Annotated in this window: 16 protein-coding genes, 1 tRNA gene and 1 pseudogene; 12 read left to right on the forward strand and 6 right to left on the reverse strand. The window is 56.8% G+C overall.

Annotated elements, in window-relative coordinates; translation table 11 throughout:
- Positions 1-92: 92 nt before the first annotated feature.
- Entirely contained in the window at positions 93-488 is a 396-nt protein-coding gene (locus tag ACH2ED_RS22895; protein ID WP_395095070.1) for a hypothetical protein, read from the reverse strand.
- Positions 489-549: 61 nt separating this feature from the next.
- Between ACH2ED_RS22895 and ACH2ED_RS22900 the strand changes: the two genes are divergently transcribed.
- Genes ACH2ED_RS22900 through lepB form a run of 3 tightly spaced genes read left to right on the forward strand, consistent with a single transcriptional unit; the run spans position 550 to position 3,175 of the window.
- On the forward strand, positions 550-1,251 hold the full coding sequence (locus ACH2ED_RS22900) for a response regulator (RefSeq protein WP_395095071.1): 702 nt from the start codon (positions 550-552) through the stop codon (positions 1,249-1,251).
- A complete protein-coding gene (locus ACH2ED_RS22905) occupies positions 1,248-2,288 on the forward strand; it encodes a sensor histidine kinase (RefSeq protein WP_395095072.1) in 1,041 nt (346 codons plus the stop codon). The genes ACH2ED_RS22900 and ACH2ED_RS22905 overlap by 4 nt, the downstream gene beginning before the upstream one ends.
- Entirely contained in the window at positions 2,285-3,175 is an 891-nt protein-coding gene (lepB, locus tag ACH2ED_RS22910) for a signal peptidase I (protein ID WP_395095073.1), read from the forward strand. Before ACH2ED_RS22905 ends, lepB begins: the two co-directional genes overlap by 4 nt.
- A gap of 70 nt (positions 3,176-3,245) precedes the next feature.
- Here lepB and ACH2ED_RS22915 read toward each other — a convergent pair whose 3' ends face one another.
- Positions 3,246-5,156 (reverse strand): DEAD/DEAH box helicase, encoded by a 1,911-nt coding sequence (locus ACH2ED_RS22915; RefSeq protein WP_395095074.1) that lies wholly within the window; start codon positions 5,154-5,156, stop codon positions 3,246-3,248.
- 202 nt (positions 5,157-5,358) lie between these two features.
- On the opposite strand from ACH2ED_RS22915, the gene ACH2ED_RS22920 reads away from it, so the two are divergent.
- The 8 genes and pseudogenes from ACH2ED_RS22920 to ACH2ED_RS22955 all read left to right on the forward strand — a co-directional run bounded on the left by ACH2ED_RS22920 (position 5,359) and on the right by ACH2ED_RS22955 (position 14,913).
- Positions 5,359-6,843, forward strand: a complete 1,485-nt coding sequence (locus tag ACH2ED_RS22920; protein WP_395095075.1) for a GMC oxidoreductase — start codon at positions 5,359-5,361, stop codon at positions 6,841-6,843.
- A 39-nt stretch (positions 6,844-6,882) separates the two neighbouring features.
- A complete protein-coding gene (locus tag ACH2ED_RS22925; RefSeq protein WP_395095076.1) occupies positions 6,883-7,848 on the forward strand; it encodes a hypothetical protein in 966 nt (321 codons plus the stop codon).
- Between the two features lie 55 nt (positions 7,849-7,903).
- Positions 7,904-10,246 (forward strand): annotated as a pseudogene (gene hsdR, locus ACH2ED_RS22930) (EcoAI/FtnUII family type I restriction enzme subunit R).
- 34 nt (positions 10,247-10,280) lie between these two features.
- Positions 10,281-12,068, forward strand: coding sequence for an N-6 DNA methylase (locus tag ACH2ED_RS22935; RefSeq protein ID WP_395095077.1), 1,788 nt, complete (start codon positions 10,281-10,283; stop codon positions 12,066-12,068).
- Entirely contained in the window at positions 12,065-13,264 is a 1,200-nt protein-coding gene (locus ACH2ED_RS22940) for a restriction endonuclease subunit S (RefSeq protein WP_395095078.1), read from the forward strand. Before ACH2ED_RS22935 ends, ACH2ED_RS22940 begins: the two co-directional genes overlap by 4 nt.
- Positions 13,265-13,405 carry a hypothetical protein gene (locus ACH2ED_RS22945; RefSeq protein WP_395095079.1) on the forward strand — a complete coding sequence of 47 codons (141 nt, stop codon included), beginning with the start codon at positions 13,265-13,267 and terminating at the stop codon, positions 13,403-13,405.
- Positions 13,406-13,558: 153 nt separating this feature from the next.
- The gene (locus tag ACH2ED_RS22950) at positions 13,559-14,173 is read left to right on the forward strand and encodes a hypothetical protein (protein ID WP_395095080.1); all 615 of its coding nucleotides are present in this window, start codon (positions 13,559-13,561) and stop codon (positions 14,171-14,173) included.
- Positions 14,170-14,913, forward strand: a complete 744-nt coding sequence (locus tag ACH2ED_RS22955; protein ID WP_395095081.1) for an HIRAN domain-containing protein — start codon at positions 14,170-14,172, stop codon at positions 14,911-14,913. The genes ACH2ED_RS22950 and ACH2ED_RS22955 overlap by 4 nt, the downstream gene beginning before the upstream one ends.
- A gap of 330 nt (positions 14,914-15,243) precedes the next feature.
- Here the strand turns inward: ACH2ED_RS22955 and ACH2ED_RS22960 are convergent.
- A tRNA-Arg gene (locus ACH2ED_RS22960) sits at positions 15,244-15,317 on the reverse strand.
- 141 nt (positions 15,318-15,458) lie between these two features.
- Between ACH2ED_RS22960 and greA the strand changes: the two genes are divergently transcribed.
- Complete coding sequence (gene greA, locus ACH2ED_RS22965) at positions 15,459-15,986, forward strand: transcription elongation factor GreA (protein ID WP_395095082.1); 528 nt, start codon at positions 15,459-15,461, stop codon at positions 15,984-15,986.
- Positions 15,987-15,992: 6 nt separating this feature from the next.
- On the opposite strand, the gene ACH2ED_RS22970 is transcribed toward greA, so the two are convergent.
- The 3 genes from ACH2ED_RS22970 to ACH2ED_RS22980 all read right to left on the reverse strand — a co-directional run bounded on the left by ACH2ED_RS22970 (position 15,993) and on the right by ACH2ED_RS22980 (position 19,686).
- Complete coding sequence (locus ACH2ED_RS22970) at positions 15,993-17,753, reverse strand: M61 family metallopeptidase (protein WP_395095083.1); 1,761 nt, start codon at positions 17,751-17,753, stop codon at positions 15,993-15,995.
- Entirely contained in the window at positions 17,732-18,502 is a 771-nt protein-coding gene (locus ACH2ED_RS22975; protein WP_395095084.1) for a sigma-70 family RNA polymerase sigma factor, read from the reverse strand. The genes ACH2ED_RS22970 and ACH2ED_RS22975 overlap by 22 nt, the downstream gene beginning before the upstream one ends.
- A gap of 185 nt (positions 18,503-18,687) precedes the next feature.
- Positions 18,688-19,686 carry an NAD(P)/FAD-dependent oxidoreductase gene (locus tag ACH2ED_RS22980; protein WP_395095085.1) on the reverse strand — a complete coding sequence of 333 codons (999 nt, stop codon included), beginning with the start codon at positions 19,684-19,686 and terminating at the stop codon, positions 18,688-18,690.
- Positions 19,687-19,713: the final 27 nt, after the last annotated feature.

Consider the following 19,713-nt stretch of genomic DNA (forward strand, 5'->3'; position numbering starts at 1 on the left):
TCTGAAACTGGGTTTAGGAGAAAGTGGGAACTCTTGAGGCTTTTGCGGTGTCCGCTTTCAATAAAAAGCTCCGGCCTTTAGGCCGGAGTATTTTACTCGTCGGTGGGTGAGAAGAACGCTCGGGCGAGGCGCGCTCCCTCGGGCGTGAGCTGGTAGACCTTGCCCTCGACGGTGGCAATGCCTGCTGCGACAATCTCCCGGAGGTGGTGGTAGAGCGAGCCCGTCGCCAGTCCGCAGGTGTCGCCAAGCTGTGGAGGGGGCTGTGGCCCCTGGGTGAGGAGTGTCTCGATCAGCCGTGCACGGGCTGCGGGGGAGAAGGCGCTGGCTTTGCGCGCGACTTGCTCGGCAGTGAGTACTCTGCCCACGATCGGCGCTGGCTCAGACAACTTGAGCGCTTCGACATCCTGACGCAACGCAGCGAGCTCCGCCAGAATCTCTGAGAGCTCGCTCTTGCTTTTCTTGTTTTCTTTACCGGATTTGCCTGCCATAGCAATAAGTTTAACAGAGACTTAATGCCTTTGGTAGGTAATGCGGGATAATAGAGGCATAATGGCCCAAGAAACCATCCTGGTCGTGGACGATGAGCCGACCCTGATCGAGGCAATCCGCTACAACTTGAAGGCACAGGGCTTTACGGTTCTGACTGCTGGAGATGCGGACGAGGCACTCCAGCTTTTTCGTACCCATCATCCTGACTTAATTGTTCTGGATGTCATGCTGCCCTCCGGAAGCGGCTTTGATATCTGCCGCCTGATCCGCCAGCAAGGGGAGCGTGTGCCGATCTTGATGCTCACGGCGCGGATTGCGGAGAGTGACCGTGTGCAGGGGCTGGAGATCGGAGCGGATGACTACGTGGTCAAGCCCTTTGGAATGCGCGAGCTGGTGGCGCGGATCAAGGCGTTGCTGCGCCGCGCGGGAGTCGAAGGGCAGAGTAATGTGGTCGGGCCACAGCTCGTCTCCGCCGCGCTGGAGCTGGTCGTGGATCTGGAGAAGCATGAAGTCACACGCAAGGGCACTCCCGTGAAGCTGGCACGCAAGGAGTTTAATCTGCTGGTGCTCCTCACGGCGCACCCAGGGCGAGTCTTTGACCGGGCGGCGTTACTGGACCGGGTCTGGGGAACTGATGAAGTGGTCGAGGAGCGCACAGTAGATGTGCATATCCGCTGGCTGCGCGAGAAGATCGAGCCTAACCCCTCCAGCCCCGAGCATCTTTTGACAGTACGCGGCGTCGGATATAAGTTCCAGCCATGAGTAAACGCTTAGAGCAGATGGCGCTCCTGGTTCAAGATGGCCTCCTACGTGTCAATGACAATAATAAGATCATCTATGCCAACGAGACAGCGGTTGGCTATCTGACAGCGGATAGTAATGCGAAACGGGTCGTGGGGCGCTCTCTTTTGGAAGCAACACACCAGCGTACTCTGGTCGAACTCGTTGAGCTGGCGCGAACCACTAAGCTGCCACAAGAGACCGAAGTGCGCCTCGTCAATGGGAAAGAGCGCTTTGTGAAAGCCCGGGCGTTGGGGCTGTCGGCAGGGGGGGCGATGATTCTTTTTTCGGATCAGACCGAGCTGACACGGCTACGGACGGTGCGGACCGAGTTTGTGATCAATGTCTCCCACGAGCTGCGCACCCCGCTTGCCTCGATCCGCGCTATGGCGGAGACTCTACAAGACGGTGCCTTGAACGATCCCGAGGTCAGCGAGAAATTTCTGGGTAATATTGTCCGTGAGGTGGATCGCCTCGTGCGCCTCTCCGAGGATCTGACTTTTCTGGCACGCTCCGAGACCCTGCCGCCTGCTCGGGAGCGCTTCGGTCTGGGCGATTTGCTGATGGATATTGCGGAGCGCCTTGAAACCTACGCCGCCCGTCGCACTGTGCGTATCTCGCTGCCGGAGACGATGCCCGCTTTGGAGCTTGAGGCGGACCGGAGTGAGCTGGAGCAGGTTTTCTTTAACTTGCTTGATAATGCCATTAAGTACACCCCCTCAGGTGGCAGTGTGGCAGTGGCAGTGGTGCGCGAAAAAGCAACTCTCACGGTCACGGTTGCGGATACGGGAATTGGGATTTTGAAAGAGGATCTGCCACGCATCTTCGAGCGTTTCTGGCGGGCGGATCGGGCGCGGAAATTTCTGGGTGAAGCGGGAACGGCAACGGGGGGAACGGGACTGGGCCTTTCTATCGTAAAGCATATTGTTGAGGCCCACGGAGGAACCATTGTCGCAGATAGCGAATTGGGTAAAGGGTCTCGCTTTATTGTGACCTTGCCCCTTGCCAAATCGCTATGAATGAACAATCTATCCCTCTTTCTGACCAGCTTGCTAATATTAGCCCGACCATTGTGGTTGCTGTCATCGCCGGTTTCACGATTCTACGCCTTGCGCTCGTAAAGCTCTTGCGTGATAATTGGGCGCGTACGATCTCCGAGACCTGCGACACTGTCACTTTTGTGCTGGCGCTGGCGTTCTTGCTCATCCGCCCATTTGTGGCGCAGGCGTTCTATATTCCCTCGGAGAGCATGGTGCCGACCCTGGAGATCGGGGATCGCCTGATCGTTGACAAGATGTCCTTCCGTTTTCGCGATCCGCAGCGTGGTGATGTGCTGGTTTTTGCGGCTCCGCCGTTGGCGACGGGCAGCCCGACACTGGAGCAGGACTACATCAAGCGCTGCATCGGTCTGCCCGGCGACAAGATCGAAGTACGTGGAGCCAAGCTCACGGTTGGTGCTGAAGTTTTTGAGTCGCAGGGAGCGGACAGCAATGCGCATGCAGCTCCGCAGGAGCTACGCAATCGGCTGGGCATTGACGACAGAAAGTCGGTGAAGTTCTTCAAGGACTATGTCCTGGTGAATCGTACCGAGAAGATCCTGCCCGCCGATATCGCCCGGCAGTTCGGCCAGCCCGGTGCCAAGGTGGAGATCACTCCGGGCGAGGTTCTGATTAACGACAAGCCGCTTGATGAGCCCTACACTAACGAGGATCCCGGCTACAACATGACCGAGATTCCCTACCTGGAAAACGGGGGGAATGTACTGCCACCGGGCCACTACTTCATGATGGGCGACAACCGCAACCACTCCGCCGACTCGCATGTCTGGGGCAAACTCGAAAAGTGGCGCATTGTCGGGCGTGGCATTGTCACCTTCTGGCCCATTACTCGCCTCGGGCGACTCTAATACTCTAAAACAAACAAAGCCTCGCCCTTCGGAACTCGAAGGGCGAGGTTTTGTTTTGTCTCTCTACCGGTTACCGTCCTCGGAAGTTGTCCGTGGGCTTGGCGGTGCCCACATTAGGACGGCGTCCTCGGAGCTTGGTGTTGCTCAGCGCGGCCATCACCTGCTCGGCGTGTGCGGCAGGAACCTCGAAGAACGTCACCCGATCCAACACATCAATCGTCCCGACGGATTTAGGGGGCAGGCCGGTCTCATTGAGAATCGCTCCTACCAGATCCGACGGGCGGAGCTTGTCGGCGCGGCCCATGCTCACAAAGAGGCGCACCATTCCGGCCTCGGGCTGCTCGCGCTGTGCGGCCAGCTCGTCATCGCGCGAGGAGTCGCTGGAGGCGCCCGCTGCCGTGGCTTCCCACAGGAGCTGGAGCGCGGCGGCGGCGATATCAGCGATGTCATGCGTCTCCGAGAGCTCGCTGACAATGGGGTACTGTCCGTCGAAGCTGCCGCCCGTCTCCAGGCGTTCGGCCAGTTTGGTGGCAAACACTTCACGGCGACGCACGGCGATATCGGCGGCGCTGGGAACCCGCAGAGGCGTGATCTTGGCCCCGATCTGGTACTCAAAGCGCATGAGATTACGGCGGTCACGTGGCTCGATCAAGCTCAGCGCATCGCCCTCACGGCCCGCACGCCCGGTGCGCCCGATGCGGTGGATGTACTGTTCGACATCAAAGGGCAGGTCAAAGTTAATGACATGGGTCACGGACTCAATATCCAGCCCGCGCGCCGCCACATCGGTGGCCACGAGAATATCCGCCTGGCCGTCCTTGAACTTCTTCATCACCCGGTCGCGCTCGGACTGCGCCATGTCGCCGTGGATCGGTTCGGCGGAGTAGCCTCTCACACTTAGTGTTTCTGCGAGCTCTTGAGTCTCCATGCGGGTGCGGCAGAAGACAATGGTCGGGCCAGGGGTTTCCATGTCCAGAATCCGCGCCAGCGCCTCGCGCTTCTTACCGGGAGCGACCTCGTAGTAGACCTGTCGTACGGTGTCCACCGTGCGTTGCTTGGCCGTGATCTCCACCTTTTGGGCGTTGGGGAGGAACTTCTTCACCAGCGAGGCGATAGCGGGAGGCATCGTGGCGGAGAAAAGTGCCGTCTGCCGCGTCGTGGGCAGTGCCGCAAGAATCGTCTCGATGTCCTCAACAAAGCCAAAGGCCAGCATTTCGTCGGCCTCGTCAATGGCGCAGAAGGAGACTTTGTCTAGGGCGACCGAGCCGCGCCGCATGTGGTCCATCAGACGCCCTGGTGTGCCCACCACGACGGCGGGGGGCTTCATCAGGGCGCGGAACTGTCGGTCAATGGGCTGTCCACCGTAGACGGGAACCACACGTAGCCCCGTCTTGCCAGCCAGCTTATGGATCTGCTCCGCTGCCTGAATCGCCAGCTCACGGGTGGGAACCAGCACGAGAGCTTGTGTCCCTTGTGCATCGGGATTGATCCGTGCGAGGAGCGGGAGCGCAAACGCTGCCGTCTTTCCCGTGCCGGTCTGTGCTTGGCCGATCATGTCCTTGCCCTCAAGCAAGATGGGAATCGCGCGTGCCTGAATGGGAGTGGGGGACTCAAAGCCCGCGACTGCGATCGCTGCGAGCAGCGCTTCCGGCAGGCCAAGGTCCGCAAAACCGGGAAGGGGTGTCTCGACAGCCTCGACGACGGCAGCCGGCTGGACTTTAGGCTTAGGAGCGTCGTGCGGTTTTGGAGCTGACACGCGTGGCTTGGGCTGGGGGGGCGTCGTTTCTACAGGGGCTGCTTGGACAAGCTCCGGTTTGGGTGGGCGCGGCGTCTTAGGAGCAAAAGCAGGCTTGCCGGCAAAGTTTGGTTTGTCGCCCGTGGGCTTTTTTGCCGTCGGGTGCGCACCTGGTTTGAGAGAGTTCGGCTTCGCGCCGAAGGGCAGGGGTTTCTTCCCTGGTTTAGGATTATCGTTTTTCTTCACGGAATGGTATATCCCTAAACGAAGGGAATCGCCACTAATGGCTTCTTTTTCGTCAGAAACCCTAGTGTAAATCGGAGTAAATCGGAGCGCCTAAGCTCCTCGGAGGAATTAATTAATTCCAAAAAAATAACTATTTGCTCTATGGCAATCAAATTGCATAGGCTTTTCATACATGTTCGATAGGTATTGAAAGGTCAAATTGATGAGCAAACCAGTGGCGGTGATTGGAAGTGGGCCAACAGGAGCAGTGGCGGCCCAGGCGCTGATTCAGCAAGGGATTCCGGTGGTGATGCTGGAGTCGGGGGATCGGCTTCCCCACGGCGTCATGATTCGTGCGATGGGGCGAACAATCTTTCGGAAAAAGCCAGCACTTGACCCACGCGGGGCGGCGCTCTCTGTGGGGCGTAACCCTGAGATCGAGTGGTGGGTGCATCTGGATCCGGGAGGGCTCTCTAACCAGTGGACGGGTGGCGTGCCGCGTTTCTCCCCCGAGGACTTTACGGAAGGCGAACAACTGGATCCCTGCTACCGCTGGCCGGTGGACTACGCAGAGCTGGTGCCGTTTTATGAGCGTGTGGAGCGTCTGCTGGAAGTGAGCGGGGGACGCGTAGATATTGCGACGGCACCACGCGGGGAATTTCGCTATCACTCCGGTCTGCCCCGCGCCTGGCAGAGAGTAGATAAAGTGGCACGAGCACGGGGGCACGCTCTGATTCCCGCCCCAATCGCCCACGGGACTCCTTGGATGGCAGCGCGGCGGGGAACGGCTTTCAATAGCTTCCTTCAGCTAGTCGTGCCACTCATGAGCTCTCCAAACTTTCAGCTTCGTACGGGGGCACATGTCCTTCGACTGGAGCACGATGCCACAAAGCAACGTGTCAAGTCGGTGCTCTACCAGGATCGAGTGACGGGAGAGCAGCATAGGATCGAGGTCGGAGGAGTCGTGGTCGCCTGCGGGGCGCTCAACTCGACCAAGCTCCTTTTTGACTCTGCCTGCCCGGACTTCCCCGAGGGGCTGGGCAATAGCGATGGGGTACTGGGGCGCTACCTCCACGACCATCCACATGAGTGGTTTACGCTGGAGCTGAGCAAGCCCATCGCACGCCTTCCAAATAGTATCTATCTGACCCGCCGGCCCTTTGGCTCTCCTGCACTACTGGCGGCAGGGCTGACACTGGGGGCTGCATCCCCCAAGGAGCAGATTCTTGCCAGTCTTCCTTTGCCGAGCAGAGCGCTGGGAGTGCAGGTAATGGGAAGCATGATCCCTACTCCGGACAACTTTGCCCAGCCTGATCCAAATCAGAAAGACCCGTTCGGGAGCCCACAGCTTCGTGTTTGCATGGACTACGACAAAGATATCCGAGCCAATATGAACCTCGCTCGCAAGAACCTGCAAGAAATTCTTTCCGCAGCGGGCTACGACAACAAGATCATCCACGAGCCCAATGTCCTCCGCCCGGGCTCGTCGGTACACTACGGCGGCACAGTACGCATGCACCACTCCCGAGAATTCGGGATGCTCGATGGCTGGAACAGGCTTCATGCGGTCCCCAATGTCCTGGTTACCGACATTAGTTGCTTTACGACCTGTCCCGAGAAACGGCCTACATTGACCGCTATGGCACTCTCGTGGCGCGCCGCCGAGCGCCTCGCGTCTGACTTGAAGCGGGGGACTTACGAAGAATAAAGATGGCTAGGGCATGGACTCAAATGAGCGCTTAGTGTTGTGAGAGCGTGTGGTCGCGACGCAGGAATTCCCTCTGCGGGTGCCGAAGGGGAGAACATGCAAGAGGGCAAAGGGCTGGCGGCGATGTTCCCGGGCGATAAAGGCATCGCAAAACACGCATCGGTAGTCTTGACCGAGGACTTTGAGACCGGGGATATTGCCGCACTCAAGGCAAAATGGTCGGATATCAGCAACAAGGCGGGGAGGCCTCTGGCACTGGAGACCGACAAGAGCACGGGCAGGCGCGCGCTGAAGATCACGGCGACACTGGGCGAGGACAATGGCGGGCATCTTTTTACTCTCCTACCGCGTGCGAGCGAGACACTCTACGCCCGCTTCTATGTCCGCTTTGAGCCCGATGCAGACTACATCCACCACTTTGTCTGGATGGGCGGCCACAATCCCCCTCAGCGCTGGCCCAACCCGCAGGCGGGCAATAAACCAAGCGGCGACGATAGACTCTCGGTGGGGATCGAGCCACACGGTGGCAATGGGCGCTTTGCGGCCCCCGGCGCGTGGAACTTCTATACCTACTGGCACGAGATGAAAAAAAGCGCCGACGGCAAGTTCTGGGGCGCAGGAATCGGGCCGACCACGCCATTGCTCGTCCCTAAAGACCGCTGGCAGTGTGTCGAGTTCATGACCAAGCTCAACTCCACTCCCGAAAAGTCCGACGGTGAACTCGCGCTCTGGCTGGACGGCAAGCTCGCGATGCACATCGCCCCCGGTGTGCGACGCGGTCCCTGGACGGGCCTGGGGTTCACGCTCCCCGAGACCGGCGGCGAGCCGTTCGAGGGCTTCCGCTGGCGCACGAGCAACGCGCTCAAGCTCAATAATTTCTGGCTGGAGCACTACGTCACTGAGGAGGCACTGAAGCGTAATCGCAGCCGCCTCAAGCCGACGAATTCCGTGTGGTTCGATGATATTGTGTTGGCGACGGAGTACATCGGGCCAAGAACTGGGTAGTGCTTTCCGTTACGGGAGGATAGTGCAGAGTTCCGGTACCATAGACAAAATCGATATGGAACCACAAGATCATTTGACTGAAGCAGATACCTGCCGTTTGCACGTCACCCCGGCGATTCAGGCAGCCGGTTGGGAGATCGCACCACACGAAATTCGTGAGCAATACTTCTTCACCGATGGACGCATCCGTGTTCAGGGCAGTAGTGCCCGGCGTGGTGAGCGGAAGAAGGCCGACTATCTTCTCCGGTACCATCGAGACTTCCCCCTTGCCATTGTTGAAGCTAAGGCAATCAATGAGGCAGCAGGTAAGGGACTGGGGCAGGCAAAGGACTACGCGGAGATTCTTGGACTCAAGTTTGCCTATGCCACCAACGGTACTGAGATTATCGAGTACGATTACCTAGAAGGGACAGAGAAGACGGTTCCCGCCTACCCGACTCCTGAGGAGCTATGGAAGCGGCTGAAGGGGAAAGAGCACATCACAGATGAGGCGGCGAAGACCTTGCTGACTCCTTCGTACCATTAGGGCACGTCCTCTCCGCGCTACTATCAGGAGATCGCTATCAACCGCGCTATGCAGGCGATTCTGGCAGGGAAGCAAAGGGCACTTCTGACACTGGCAACGGGGACAGGGAAGTCCTTTATCGCCTTTCAAATCACCTGGAAGCTCTGGAATGCCAAGTGGACACGCACCGGGGAAAAGCAGCGGCACCCTCGGATTCTCTTTCTAGCAGATAGAACCGTTCTGGTGGATGATCCACACGATAACGAGTTCGCCCCCCTGGGATCAGCACGGCACCGGATACAGGGTTCAGTCGAGCTTGGCCGCGAGGTATATTTTGCTACTTACCAGACCCTGACCAGCGAAGACGCTACCGGGCCGCTGTTCAAGAAGTACCCTGCTGAGTTTTTTGATCTCGTGATTGTGGACGAAGCGCACCGGGGAAGTGCCCGTGATGATTCAAGCTGGAGAGCGATTCTTGAGCACTTCTCCCCCGCGTATCAGCTTGGCATGACCGCGACTCCGTTGCGTGAAGACAGCCGAGACACCTACGCCTACTTTGGCAATCCGATCTACCAATACTCTCTGCGCCAGGGGATTGAGGATGGGTTCCTCGCGCCCTACAAGGTCTTCCGTGTCAAGACGGAGTACGACGAGTTCGGGTACCGAGTTAAGAAGGGGATAACGGATAAGCGCGGCAAGGAGATTCCTGAGGGCGTTTACCAGACCAAGGACTTTGAGCGGTTCATCGTTTTGTCGGGAAGGACTGAGGCAATCGCAAAGCACCTGACAGCCTTCCTGAAAAAGACGGATCGGTTCGCCAAGACCATTGTGTTTTGTGTGAATCAAGACCATGCTCTTGCTATGCGTCAGGCGCTGGTGAACGAGAACTCCGACCTGATGAAGCAGTATCCCGATTACGTGTGCCGCGTGACGAGCGATGAAGATGATATTGGACGGGGACACCTGGGACGCTTTCAGAAAGTAGATACCAAGGTGCCTACGATCCTGACAACCTCTCAGATGCTGACCACCGGGGTCAATGCGCCGACTTGCCGAAACGTGGTGGAGTTCAAGCAGATCATCGGGCGCGGAACTCGCGTTCGGGAAGACTGCGGCAAGCTCTTCTTTAATATCTTGGACTATGCCGGTAGTGCATCGGAGAGATTTTCTGACCCTGAGTTCGACGGCTACCCTGCCTCGATCAGTGAAGAAGTTATAGACGGTGAGGGTGAGACGGTCACAGGAGGCGCTGAGGAGCCAGGTGAGCCGCCCACGGTGTCACCGCTTCCACCTTCACCTGTCACGGGTGAGACTCAGGAGAAGTATTTCCCTCACGAAAAAGGCGGCGTAAAGATCGTTGCTGAGATCGTGCAGGAGCTTGATGTAGATGGGAATGTCCTGCGAACCGTCCAACTAACCGACTATGCCGCTGAGAAAGCCCGAACCCTCTGTACCACCCCGGAAGACATGAAGGCCGCTTGGACAGATGCCACACGCCGCAGAGAGATTCTGGAGGCGCTTTCCGAACGTGGGATTGACTTTCACGAACTGGCCGAGGTGATGAAACGCCCGGATGCAGACCCGTTCGATTTGCTCTGTCATGTGGCTTTCAATCAGCCGTTGAAGACGCGCAAGGAACGAGCCGATGCGGTTCGGAAGCAGAGCAAGGACTTCTTTGAGGAGTACGGCCCCACGGCGCGGGTGATCTTGGAGGGGCTTCTGGAGAAGTACACCGACCAGGGGCCAGGCGAGCTACGGTACCCGGATGTTCTCTCACTACCTCCCCTTGACAAGTACGGCAATAGCTTTGAGATCATGCAGCAGTTCGGCGGAAAGACTAAGTTTCACACGGCGGTTCACCGTCTGGAATCGCTTCTCTACACCAGCGTCTGACCCCGCTTGCGCCTGTCCGGTATCATAGGGGCTTATGGCTCGAAACCAGAGGGAAGCGCCCCCCGTCACGACGGCGCAGCGGTTGGGTAGCATTGTCAAGTCGGTGCGGGATATTATGCGGCGGGACAAGGGGCTGAACGGCGACGCGGATCGTCTCCCCATGCTCACCTGGATTCTCTTCCTCAAGTTCCTGGATGACTTGGACTACCTGAACGAGGAAACCCGAGAGACCTACGAACCGATCCTTTCTGCTCCCTATCGTTGGCGAGACTGGGCGGCAGAGCCAACGGGTATCACCGGGACGATCCTTCTGGCTTTCCTGAACGATCAGACTGCCCTTCATGCAGATGGCACTGAGGGTATGGGGCTGTTTGCCTACCTGCGGAGCCTCAAGGGGAATGCTGACCCTCGGCGACAGGTAGTGGGGAATGTCTTTGCTAACCTCCAGAACCGGATGCAGGACGGCTACCTGCTCCGTGAGGTGGTCAATAAGGTCAATGGCATTCATTTCTATTCTACTGAAGAAGTGCATGTGCTGGGCAATCTTTACGAGTCCTTGCTGAAGGAGATGCGCGATTCTGCCGGGGATGCCGGGGAGTTCTATACGCCGCGTCCGGTAGTCAAGTTTATGGTGTGGGCCACTAATCCGAAGCTCGGGGAGCATGTCCATGACCCTGCCTGTGGAACGGGTGGCTTTTTGGTGGAGTCGTTTTTGCACCTCAAAGAGCAGGCGCGGACGGTTGAAGAGCAAGTTGTCTTACAGCAGAGCGTGAGCGGCGTAGAGGCGAAGGGATTGCCCTATTTGCTGGCACAGATGAACCTGCTTCTACACGGGATGGAATCGCCGCAGATTTTCGCCGAGAACTCTCTTCGCCCGGTGAGCTATCTCGGGGTGAACCTGGATGGTATCGGGGAAGCGCAACGGGTGGATGTGATCCTCGCCAATCCGCCGTTTGGTGGGGAAGAAGACCCCTCGGTACAGAAGGAGTTCGACGAAGACCTACGCACCTCGGAAACGGCGCTCCTGTTCTTGCAGCTCATCATGCGGCGACTGAAGCGTAGGGGGACGTCGCTAGGTCGGGCCGCGATTGTGGTTCCCAATGGCACCCTCTTTGCGCTGGGAGTGGCAGCACGGATCAAGGAAAAGCTCCTCACGGAGTTCAACCTGCATACCATCGTCAGGCTGCCCAACGGCGTTTTTGCCCCGTACACGTCTATCCCGGCGAACCTCCTTTTCTTCGACACGTCCGGCCCGACCGGCACCACCTGGTACTACGAGCATCCCTTACCGGAAGGCCGTAAGAACTACTCTAAGACTCAGCCGCTACAGTTCGAGGAGTTCGCTGACCTTCAAGCCTGGTGGAGTGAGCGTGTAGAGAGTGACCGTGCCTGGAAGGTGGAGTTTGGGGAAATCTACGATGCGGCGAAAGAGAAGGCCGATCCCCTGCGGGAGATCATCCGTACCGCCGATGCGGCGATTATGGGACGCGCCAATCATATAGCCCAAGTGGACAAGGAGATTAAGGAAGCCGAGTCGGGTTCGTTGTTCGCGGCAAGTGGGAATGTCAAGGAGCTACGGGAAGAACGCCGTGAGCTTGTGGCCGAGCGGCAGAAGTGGGAGGCGAAGCGCACGGCGGCAAAGGAAGCCTTCGATGCCCTCTGGTGGCCGTTGTTCAACCTGGACTTGAAGAACCCCGTGGCTCAGGAAGAAGCCGCCCACGTTCCCCCGGAGCAGCTTGTCGCGGAGATTATCGCCGGGGAAAAGCGTATTCTTGAGATCATGACAGAGATAGAGTCGGCACTTGTAGGGGGAATCAAGTGAGTGCTGATTGGCCTAGCGTGCCCTTGCGTGGTGTTCTGAACCATCGCAAAGAGTTCATCCAGATTGACGATACACAACGGTACAAGCGGTGCCGTGTTCAACTACACGCCCAGGGTATCCTTCTCCGTGATGAGGTCTCAGGATTAGAAATCAAGACGAAATCTCAGCAAGTTTGCCAAGCCGGAGAATTTCTCGTCGCTGAGATAGATGCAAAAATGGGGGGCTTTGGGATTGTCCCGGAGCAGTTGGAAGGGGCGGTCGTCAGCAGCCACTATTTTCTTTTCCAAATTGACGAGAGCAAATTGGAGCGCCGGTTCTTGGATTGGTATTCTCGCACCCGTACCTTTCGCGATCAAGTTACCGCTCTTGGTTCGACGAACTACGCTGCGATTCGTCCGTCGCACGTTATGGGCTACACCATTCCCCTCCCGCCACTTGCCGAGCAGCACCGTATCGTGGGGCGGATTGAGGAGATTGTCGGGAAGATCGAGGAGGCGCGGAGGATTAAAGATTATACAAATCAGTTAAGCCGAGATATTATCACTGCTTCAATAAACGCAATTGAGTTCCCCGAAACTTCATGGGGAAAACTAAATTCTGTTGTAAGTAATACTGAAAATGCAGTACGGAGTGGGCCTTTTGGAAGTCAACTCCATCATGGCGATTTTGTTGACAAAGGCATTGCTGCTATCGGGACTAGAGATGTTCAAACTAATCGTTTATTGTTACAAAGCGGTTGGTTTGTGACTAAAGAGAAATTCGAGGAAGTGAAACGCTACCAGGTTTTTCCTGGTGATATTCTAGTGACAATTGTTGGAGCGTCTATTGGAAGGTTTTGCGTTGTTCCTGATGATGTTCCCTTAGCTTTTACAACAAAGCACATCCAAGCGGTCACCGTTGATAAACGAGTCGCACGTCCTAAATTTCTCTCGCTAATGTTGAATTTTCACAACAAATGTCGGGTTTCCATTTTTTCTCAGACTCAAGGTTCGGCCCAGCCCAGCCTAAACGCATCTAAGGTTTTGGCAATAGATATTCCGTTAGTAGAGTATTCAGAACAAGAGGCGATAGTGGCGTATCTCGATTCTCTTCAGGCAAAAACGGATGCACTGCGGCGGGAGCAGCAGCAGACGGGGGAACGGTTGAGGGCGCTACTTCCTGCGGTGCTGGATCGGGCGTTTGGGGGAGAGCTTTAGGTGGCCTCCTTTGAGATCATATTTGTTCAGGAGAGCTGGCCTCAGTCTATGGAGCAGATGGGAACCAAGGACAAGTTCTGGTTCGAGGACAAAAGTGAACAGCTCTGGCTCTTCAAGTATGTTCGCGAGAACACCGGTTAGGACTGGTCAGAGAAGGTTGCCGAGTGCCTGTGCAAGTGCCTTGGGCTTCCTCATGCCACCTATGAACTGGCAATTACCTGGAAGAGTGGGCGTGGCGTTGCCTCGTTGTCTTTTCTCCGACGAGACGAACAACTCATCTTGGGAAATCAGCTTTTGGGAACGATAGACCTGGACTATCTTCAGAAACGTAAAAAGTACAGAAACTCCTTTCACACGGTTGATGCTGTGATGCAGTCGCTAGAAAAGGTGGCACCACCACGAGGCTGGAACTTGCCGCAGGGCATCAAGACGGCCCAGGAAGTTTTTGTAGGGTATCTTATGCTAGATGCCTTGATTGGTAACGGAGATCGGCACGACGAAAACTGGGCTGTTGTTGAAGGGATTTCTGGTATACAACAGGCACTGGCTCCTACCTTTGACCATGCCTCTTCTTTAGGAATGCTCCTTGGTGACGAGGAACGACGGCAACGATTGACGACAAAAGACCAGGGATACTCCGTGGCAGTTTACGCCAATAAGGCGACTTCGGCTCTGTACCAAGGTGTCAGCGCCTCGAAACCTTTATCAACCCTTGCCGCGTTTGAAGAAGCGGGAAGTATGTATCCGCAAGCTGCACACCTCTGGCTCGCTCAGCTCTCTTTGGTAACGATAGAAGATTTTGAGGAAGAATTGGGTAAGATTCCTAAGAATCGTATCTCGGTGATGGCTACTGATTTCGCCCTACGGCTCTTGGCTCATAACATGGCCCGACTGCAAAAAACACTATGAAAACTCTTTTTCTTGCCTGGCAAAATGTCAACACGCGCCGCTGGTTCCCTGTCGGTCAGCTACAGAGACGCGGGGAAATTTTCCAGTTTCGCTATCTCAAGGGGGTCAAGGTTGCCCAATCCGAAGGTGGCTTTGGCTCCTTGTCCGAGTTCCCTAACCTGGAAGCCGTCTATGAATCCGAGGTGCTCTTTCCCGTCTTTGCCAACCGTGTCATGCCTGCAAGCCGCCCGGATTTTCCCGAGTACATTGCCTGGTTGCGGTTAGAGGGACAGGAAAAAGACCCGCTGGCGTTTCTGGCTCAGACCAATGGACGGCGGCAGACGGACAGCCTAGAGGTCTTCCCGGATGTGGAAGTCACTCCTGAAGGCGGATACAGGACTACCTTTTTCGTACATGGGCTGCGCCACATGTCCGTAGGGGCTTCTGCCCGCGCAGAGAGCCTGGAGGTAGGGGAGCAACTGCGTCTCTTTCTGGATGTGCAGAATCCGGTGGATGTAAGGGCCGTCGGACTCAGGACGCATGGGCAACTTTCCAGGGACGTGATGCCGTTGGGGTATTGTCCGCGCTACCTCGCCGATGCTGTGTTTACCGCGCTTCTGAGTGATAGAGAGAGTGTCAAGGCAACTGTACGAGCCGTAAACCTACCACCGGTTCCCTCGCAGTACCGCATCCTTTGTGATCTCGTGGTCGCGCCAGGGAGTGTTCGCCCTTTTTCGGGTGAGGAGTTCCTGCCGATATAATGGACGGGATTAGCGAGGATCTGCGGGCTATAGGCGTTCCCGAGGACGATTTTGCTCTTGCCTTCAACCCGCCGCAGGTGCGTGGTGTGCCGTCTGCAAAACTGGTGGCATAGTCCCGCCACGTTGCGCAGTGGAATACAAGTTCGTTCGGGTTAGCCCACAGGATTGTGGGAGGTTTATCGTCTGGTGCTCACAAAGCAAAGCATCTCGTAGCGCTTCTGGCTCCGCATAAACAAAAATAAACTTTTTGAGAGTTTCGCGCAACTTTTGCGGGATGGGACTGTCTGAGGGGAGACGAGAGGGTTGTTGTGGAGAGAAAAGGAAGAAAAGTGGCCTCGAAGGGACTCGAACCCCTGACCCTCGGTTCCGAAGACCGATGCTCTAATCCGCTGAGCTACGAAGCCAAAACTCTAGTCTCGCGACTAGTGCGCCGATTATATCACGACAGGAAAAAATAATCTTATTCTGATAGCAATTCGAGGGAACTTTATTTCTCTTGCACCGTACTATTAGGGAAGAATTTAGCGGGAGGATTGTCTCCTGCAATGGCCGAGAAACCCATGGGGGGCACGCAAATGTTGGCGATGGAAACACAAATACAAGAAGAAGAGATCGTTCTGACCGCACAGGGACGACAGCGTATCGAAGAGGAGCTGGATCGCTTGGTGACAATAGACCGTCACGAGGTGGCAGCGCGAATCAAGGATGCGAAGGACTACGGGGAGCTCACGGAGAACGCGGAGTACGAGGCCGCCAAGAATGCTCAGGCATTTGTCGAAGGGCGGATTCTCGATCTCAAGGGAATCCTATCACGTGCTCGTCTGCTTCGGTACGATGACATCCCAACGGACTGGGTGGGCTTAGGGGCAGTGGTGACGATTCAGGACAAGGACTTTGGCGATGACTGGACCGTCACTTTGGTGTCGTCCTACGAAGCCGATCCCGACCAGGACTTTCTTTCCAATGAGTCGCCTATTGGCAAAGCACTCATGGGAAAACGCATTGGGGATACGGTTGAGGTAAAGACACCCGATGGCATCATCCGCTACGAAGTGATCTCGATTACGAAGTAGCGTTTGTTAGCTTCCCGATCCCGTACCGCTCAGGCTGGCAAGAATGCGTGCCTGAAGCGGTGTGGGGCGAGCAAGAGGGCGCAGACGATAGGAGTGCTCAGTTTCCTCTCCGAATGTCAGGCTCCCCTGCTGTAGGGCACCGTCGCGCCGGAAGGTCAAAATAACGCGCTCACCGGGTTGGTAGCGTGTTAGAGCGCCTCCCAGCAGGCTATCGAGTGCCTGGCCTCCCAGGCTGAGCACCACATCTCCGCCTTGCAGGCCCGCCTGCGCCGCGGGGCCATTGGGTTCCACAGAGGCGATCCGAGCCTGACTGGGATTGGAGAAATCCCAGATCACTCCGAGGGTCGTATTTTTACGGACACTCTCGTCCACCTGAATTCCCCCCGCCGCCAGCAGTTCCACAATCGGAAGCTCGTCCGTGGAGCGGAGCGCACGGGTAAAGAAGGCCGAGAGATCTGCCCCGGCGAGCCGTGTTGCCACGCGCTCGATCTCACCATCGCTGTAGCCTTTGCCCGTCTTTATGCACTGAGCCAGGAGGGTCTTCAGGACATCCTCCAGCCCGACTTTGTTATTGGTTTTCTGCCGTAGCTCGATATCCAGGAGCAGCCCTACCACAAGCCCTTTGTTGTAGTAAGAGAGCCCACCAAACCCCTGGGATTCGTCCTGGCTCTCCCACACCTTCGAGGAGGCATCTTCCAGTGTCACCCGCCGCCGCGCGGGGTTCGTCATGAGCTGGGTAAGCTGCTCGGCCTGATAGCCTAGCCAGAACCGCTGTGACGCCAGCCCGGCTTCGGTCAGAACACGCGGTGCGAAGTAGTCGGTCACTCCCTCGGCAAACCAGAGGTCTTTCACCCGGACGGCGCGTGTGTAGTCAAAAGGGCCGAGTGCCGCGGGACGAATACGCTTGACATTCCAGGCATGCACAAACTCATGGGCGACAATAGAGAGGTTTTCCGGGTCTGGCTGTCGCAGGTTATTGGGATCTAGGCGTATCACCGTGCCGTTTAGGTGCTCCAGTCCGCCGGTGAAGCTTTCGGTGCGCGCAAAGTGAAAAAAGAAGATATACCGCTCAAAAGGTGCGCCCCCCAAGAGCTTGATTCCCGCTTGAGCAATCTTAAAGACACTCTCTGACCAGCGTGCGTAGCGTGTGGAATCGCCTCCTACAATTACGACCGAGACCGGCACCTCTCCCAGAGTACGCTCTATCCGTGTGAACTTTCCAAGCTCGGCGGGCTGATCTGTCAGGGCATCGTAGTTGGGCGCGGAGAAAGTCGCAGGCTTTCCAGGAACGGGCGTGTTTGCACTGGCGACTTTCCAGCCCTCCGGCACCTGGTAGGTAATGGTGCAAGGAGACTCCTTGCTCTCCGCGATATAGGCCAGGGTCGCGGGGCCGGGCACAAACCCATGCTCACTATCAAGATAAGGCTCGAAGAAACCAAAGTCGGTGTCCGAGGCGCGCACATCGTAGGAGAAAGTCACACGGGAGGCTCCCTCCGTGGTAACCGTCCAGGTGCGGATACCAGTTTGCTGGAGGCGTAGTGGTTTCTGGGAAGGGCCGCGTGCGGAGAAGTTACTAAGATTCCCCTCGTTACTTCGCAGGACATACCAGCCTGGTGTCCAGGCAGGAAGCTGGAAGGTAACCGTGTCGCGGCGTAAGCCCTCCGCCTGTACCTGGATATGGTAGCGTTTCTGGCTCACCTCCGCGACCTGCACTGTGTACGCTATCTGTGCAGCCGGGGGCGTGCTCAGCGGGGGCTGCGCTTGCATTTCCGGGAAGAAGGCGCTAGCGGCTCATCGGCGAGTAGGTCGCGCAGGTGGAGCAGGGCGCGCTGCTGAAGGCGCGAGACATGCATCTGCGAGATATTCAGGCGGGCAGCAATCTTCGCCTGGCTGAGGTCATCGTAGAAGCGTAGTGCGATCACCTCGCGCTCCCGCTGCCCCAGAGCATCTAAGGCACCGCGCAGATCCCCGAAGTGCTCAAACTCGCAAAGAAGACGATCTCTCTGGCCGACGATATCTTGCATCGAGGTGCTCTCTTGTAGATAGCGTCCGTCTAGGTGTGTGTCCAGAGAAAGAACGTTGCCTGCCTCCTGCGACTCTATCGCCAGTAAAATATGCTCCTCAGGGACATCCAGGGACTTTCCCATTTCGGGGGGAGTGGGGGCTCTCCCCAGCGTGGACGTGAGCTCGGTGTTTACCCGGCGTATAGCCTGCTGGAGCTCCTGGAGCCAGCGTGGGATCTTGATACTGGCGGATTTATCTCGGAAATGACGGCGAATCTCCCCGTTGATAGTAGGCGTTGCAAAGGTAGAGAAGCGAGTTCCCTGGCTCGGGTCGTAGCGATCCAGCGCATTGATTAAGCCGATATTGCCGACCTGAATCAGATCCTCCAGAGCCTCTTCGCCCCCGACAAAGCGCACTGCTATGGAGCGCACGAGCCGCTGATGGTAGAGGATCAGAGCTTCGCGTATCTTTGGATCACGCGTCGCGGCGTACGCACAGTAAAGCTGTTCCAAATTGAAAGCAGGATGACTTTCTCGAATGGGAAATCGAGCCCCAGAACCCCTAATAGGTTCTGTCGTGTTTTCCAGTATGCTGGTCATCACCATATTTAAGACAGATTGTATCCTACACTAAAAAGTTCTATTTTATAGAGTTTACTTACTGACAACTATTGCACACCCCGTAATTATTCCTGGTTTTAGCGCATGTCAGATGAGTGCCCCGGGAAGGCTTTAGAACCCGGGTCGAGGTAGGTCTTGGCGAAGTTTGCCGCCGTCCCGGCCTCTCCGACTCCTGTTGCGATCAGCTTGAGCTTGCCGATATAGCTACAGATATCACCTGCAGAGTAGACTCCTGCAATATTCGTGCGCATAGTGCTGTCCACACGAATCGTATTTTTCTCTATTTCTAGGCCCCATTCCTTTATTGGCCCGAGATTTGTCAGAAAACCCAGGTTGAGAAGTAGCGCATCGCACTCGACTCGCTGCTCCTCGCCGGTTCGGTTATCGAAGATCGTGACTGCCTCCAGGTGCTCTTCGCCGTGAAGGGCCTTGAGCTCGAAGAAAGTCCGCAGCTCGACACTGTCTAGCTCCCGCACTTTCTTGATTGTGTCCTCGTGGGCACGGAAGCGGTCCGTGCGATGGAGCTGGAGACAGGATACTGCTTGTGGGCCGAGCGCCATCGCCCAGTCAAAAGCTGAGTCGCCGCCGCCCACAATCACCAGACGCTTGCCCGCAAGAGCGGCGGGATCGGTGACAAAGTAGTGGACACCCAGCCCTTCCAGGCGATCTAAATCGGGAATATCCATCTTGCGCGGCAGGAACGCGCCCACGCCTGCGGCAAGAAGTACGGTGCGGCTGTAGTGGCTTTTTCCCTTGTCCGTGGTCAGTATCAGGTGCCCTCCCGCAGCAGTGTCATCGCCTACCCGCTCCAGCTTGACCACTTTCTCACTGAGACAGACCGTTGGGCTGTACTGGAGCGCTTGATCGGCAAACTGCGCCACGAGATCCTTGGCCAGCACCTTGGGAAAGCCCCCTACATCATAGATGTACTTTTCGGGGTAGAGCGCCGAGAGCTGCCCTCCGAGCTGGGGCATCGAATCAATGAGCTTGGTGCGCATCTCGCGCAGACCGGAGTAGAACGCTCCAAAGAGGCCCGTCGGTCCGCCGCCAATAATCGTAAAGTCGTAGATATCCATAGGTTAAAAAGACACAAAAAGCCGCGC

The sequence above is a fragment of the Armatimonas sp. genome, assembly GCF_043757465.1.
GTDB lineage: Bacteria > Armatimonadota > Armatimonadia > Armatimonadales > Armatimonadaceae > Armatimonas.

Coding starts and splice junctions, on each gene's coding strand:
- ACH2ED_RS22935 (WP_395095077.1), top strand. CDS start 10,281: ATGGCTCGAAACCAGAGGGAAGCGCCCCCCGTCACGACGGCGCAGCGG.
- ACH2ED_RS22920 (WP_395095075.1), top strand. CDS start 5,359: ATGAGCAAACCAGTGGCGGTGATTGGAAGTGGGCCAACAGGAGCAGTG.
- ACH2ED_RS22970 (WP_395095083.1), bottom strand. CDS start 17,753: ATGCAAGCGCAGCCCCCGCTGAGCACGCCCCCGGCTGCACAGATAGCG.
- ACH2ED_RS22900 (WP_395095071.1), top strand. CDS start 550: ATGGCCCAAGAAACCATCCTGGTCGTGGACGATGAGCCGACCCTGATC.
- ACH2ED_RS22955 (WP_395095081.1), top strand. CDS start 14,170: ATGAAAACTCTTTTTCTTGCCTGGCAAAATGTCAACACGCGCCGCTGG.
- ACH2ED_RS22980 (WP_395095085.1), bottom strand. CDS start 19,686: ATGGATATCTACGACTTTACGATTATTGGCGGCGGACCGACGGGCCTC.
- lepB (WP_395095073.1), top strand. CDS start 2,285: ATGAATGAACAATCTATCCCTCTTTCTGACCAGCTTGCTAATATTAGC.
- ACH2ED_RS22895 (WP_395095070.1), bottom strand. CDS start 488: ATGGCAGGCAAATCCGGTAAAGAAAACAAGAAAAGCAAGAGCGAGCTC.
- ACH2ED_RS22905 (WP_395095072.1), top strand. CDS start 1,248: ATGAGTAAACGCTTAGAGCAGATGGCGCTCCTGGTTCAAGATGGCCTC.
- greA (WP_395095082.1), top strand. CDS start 15,459: ATGGCCGAGAAACCCATGGGGGGCACGCAAATGTTGGCGATGGAAACA.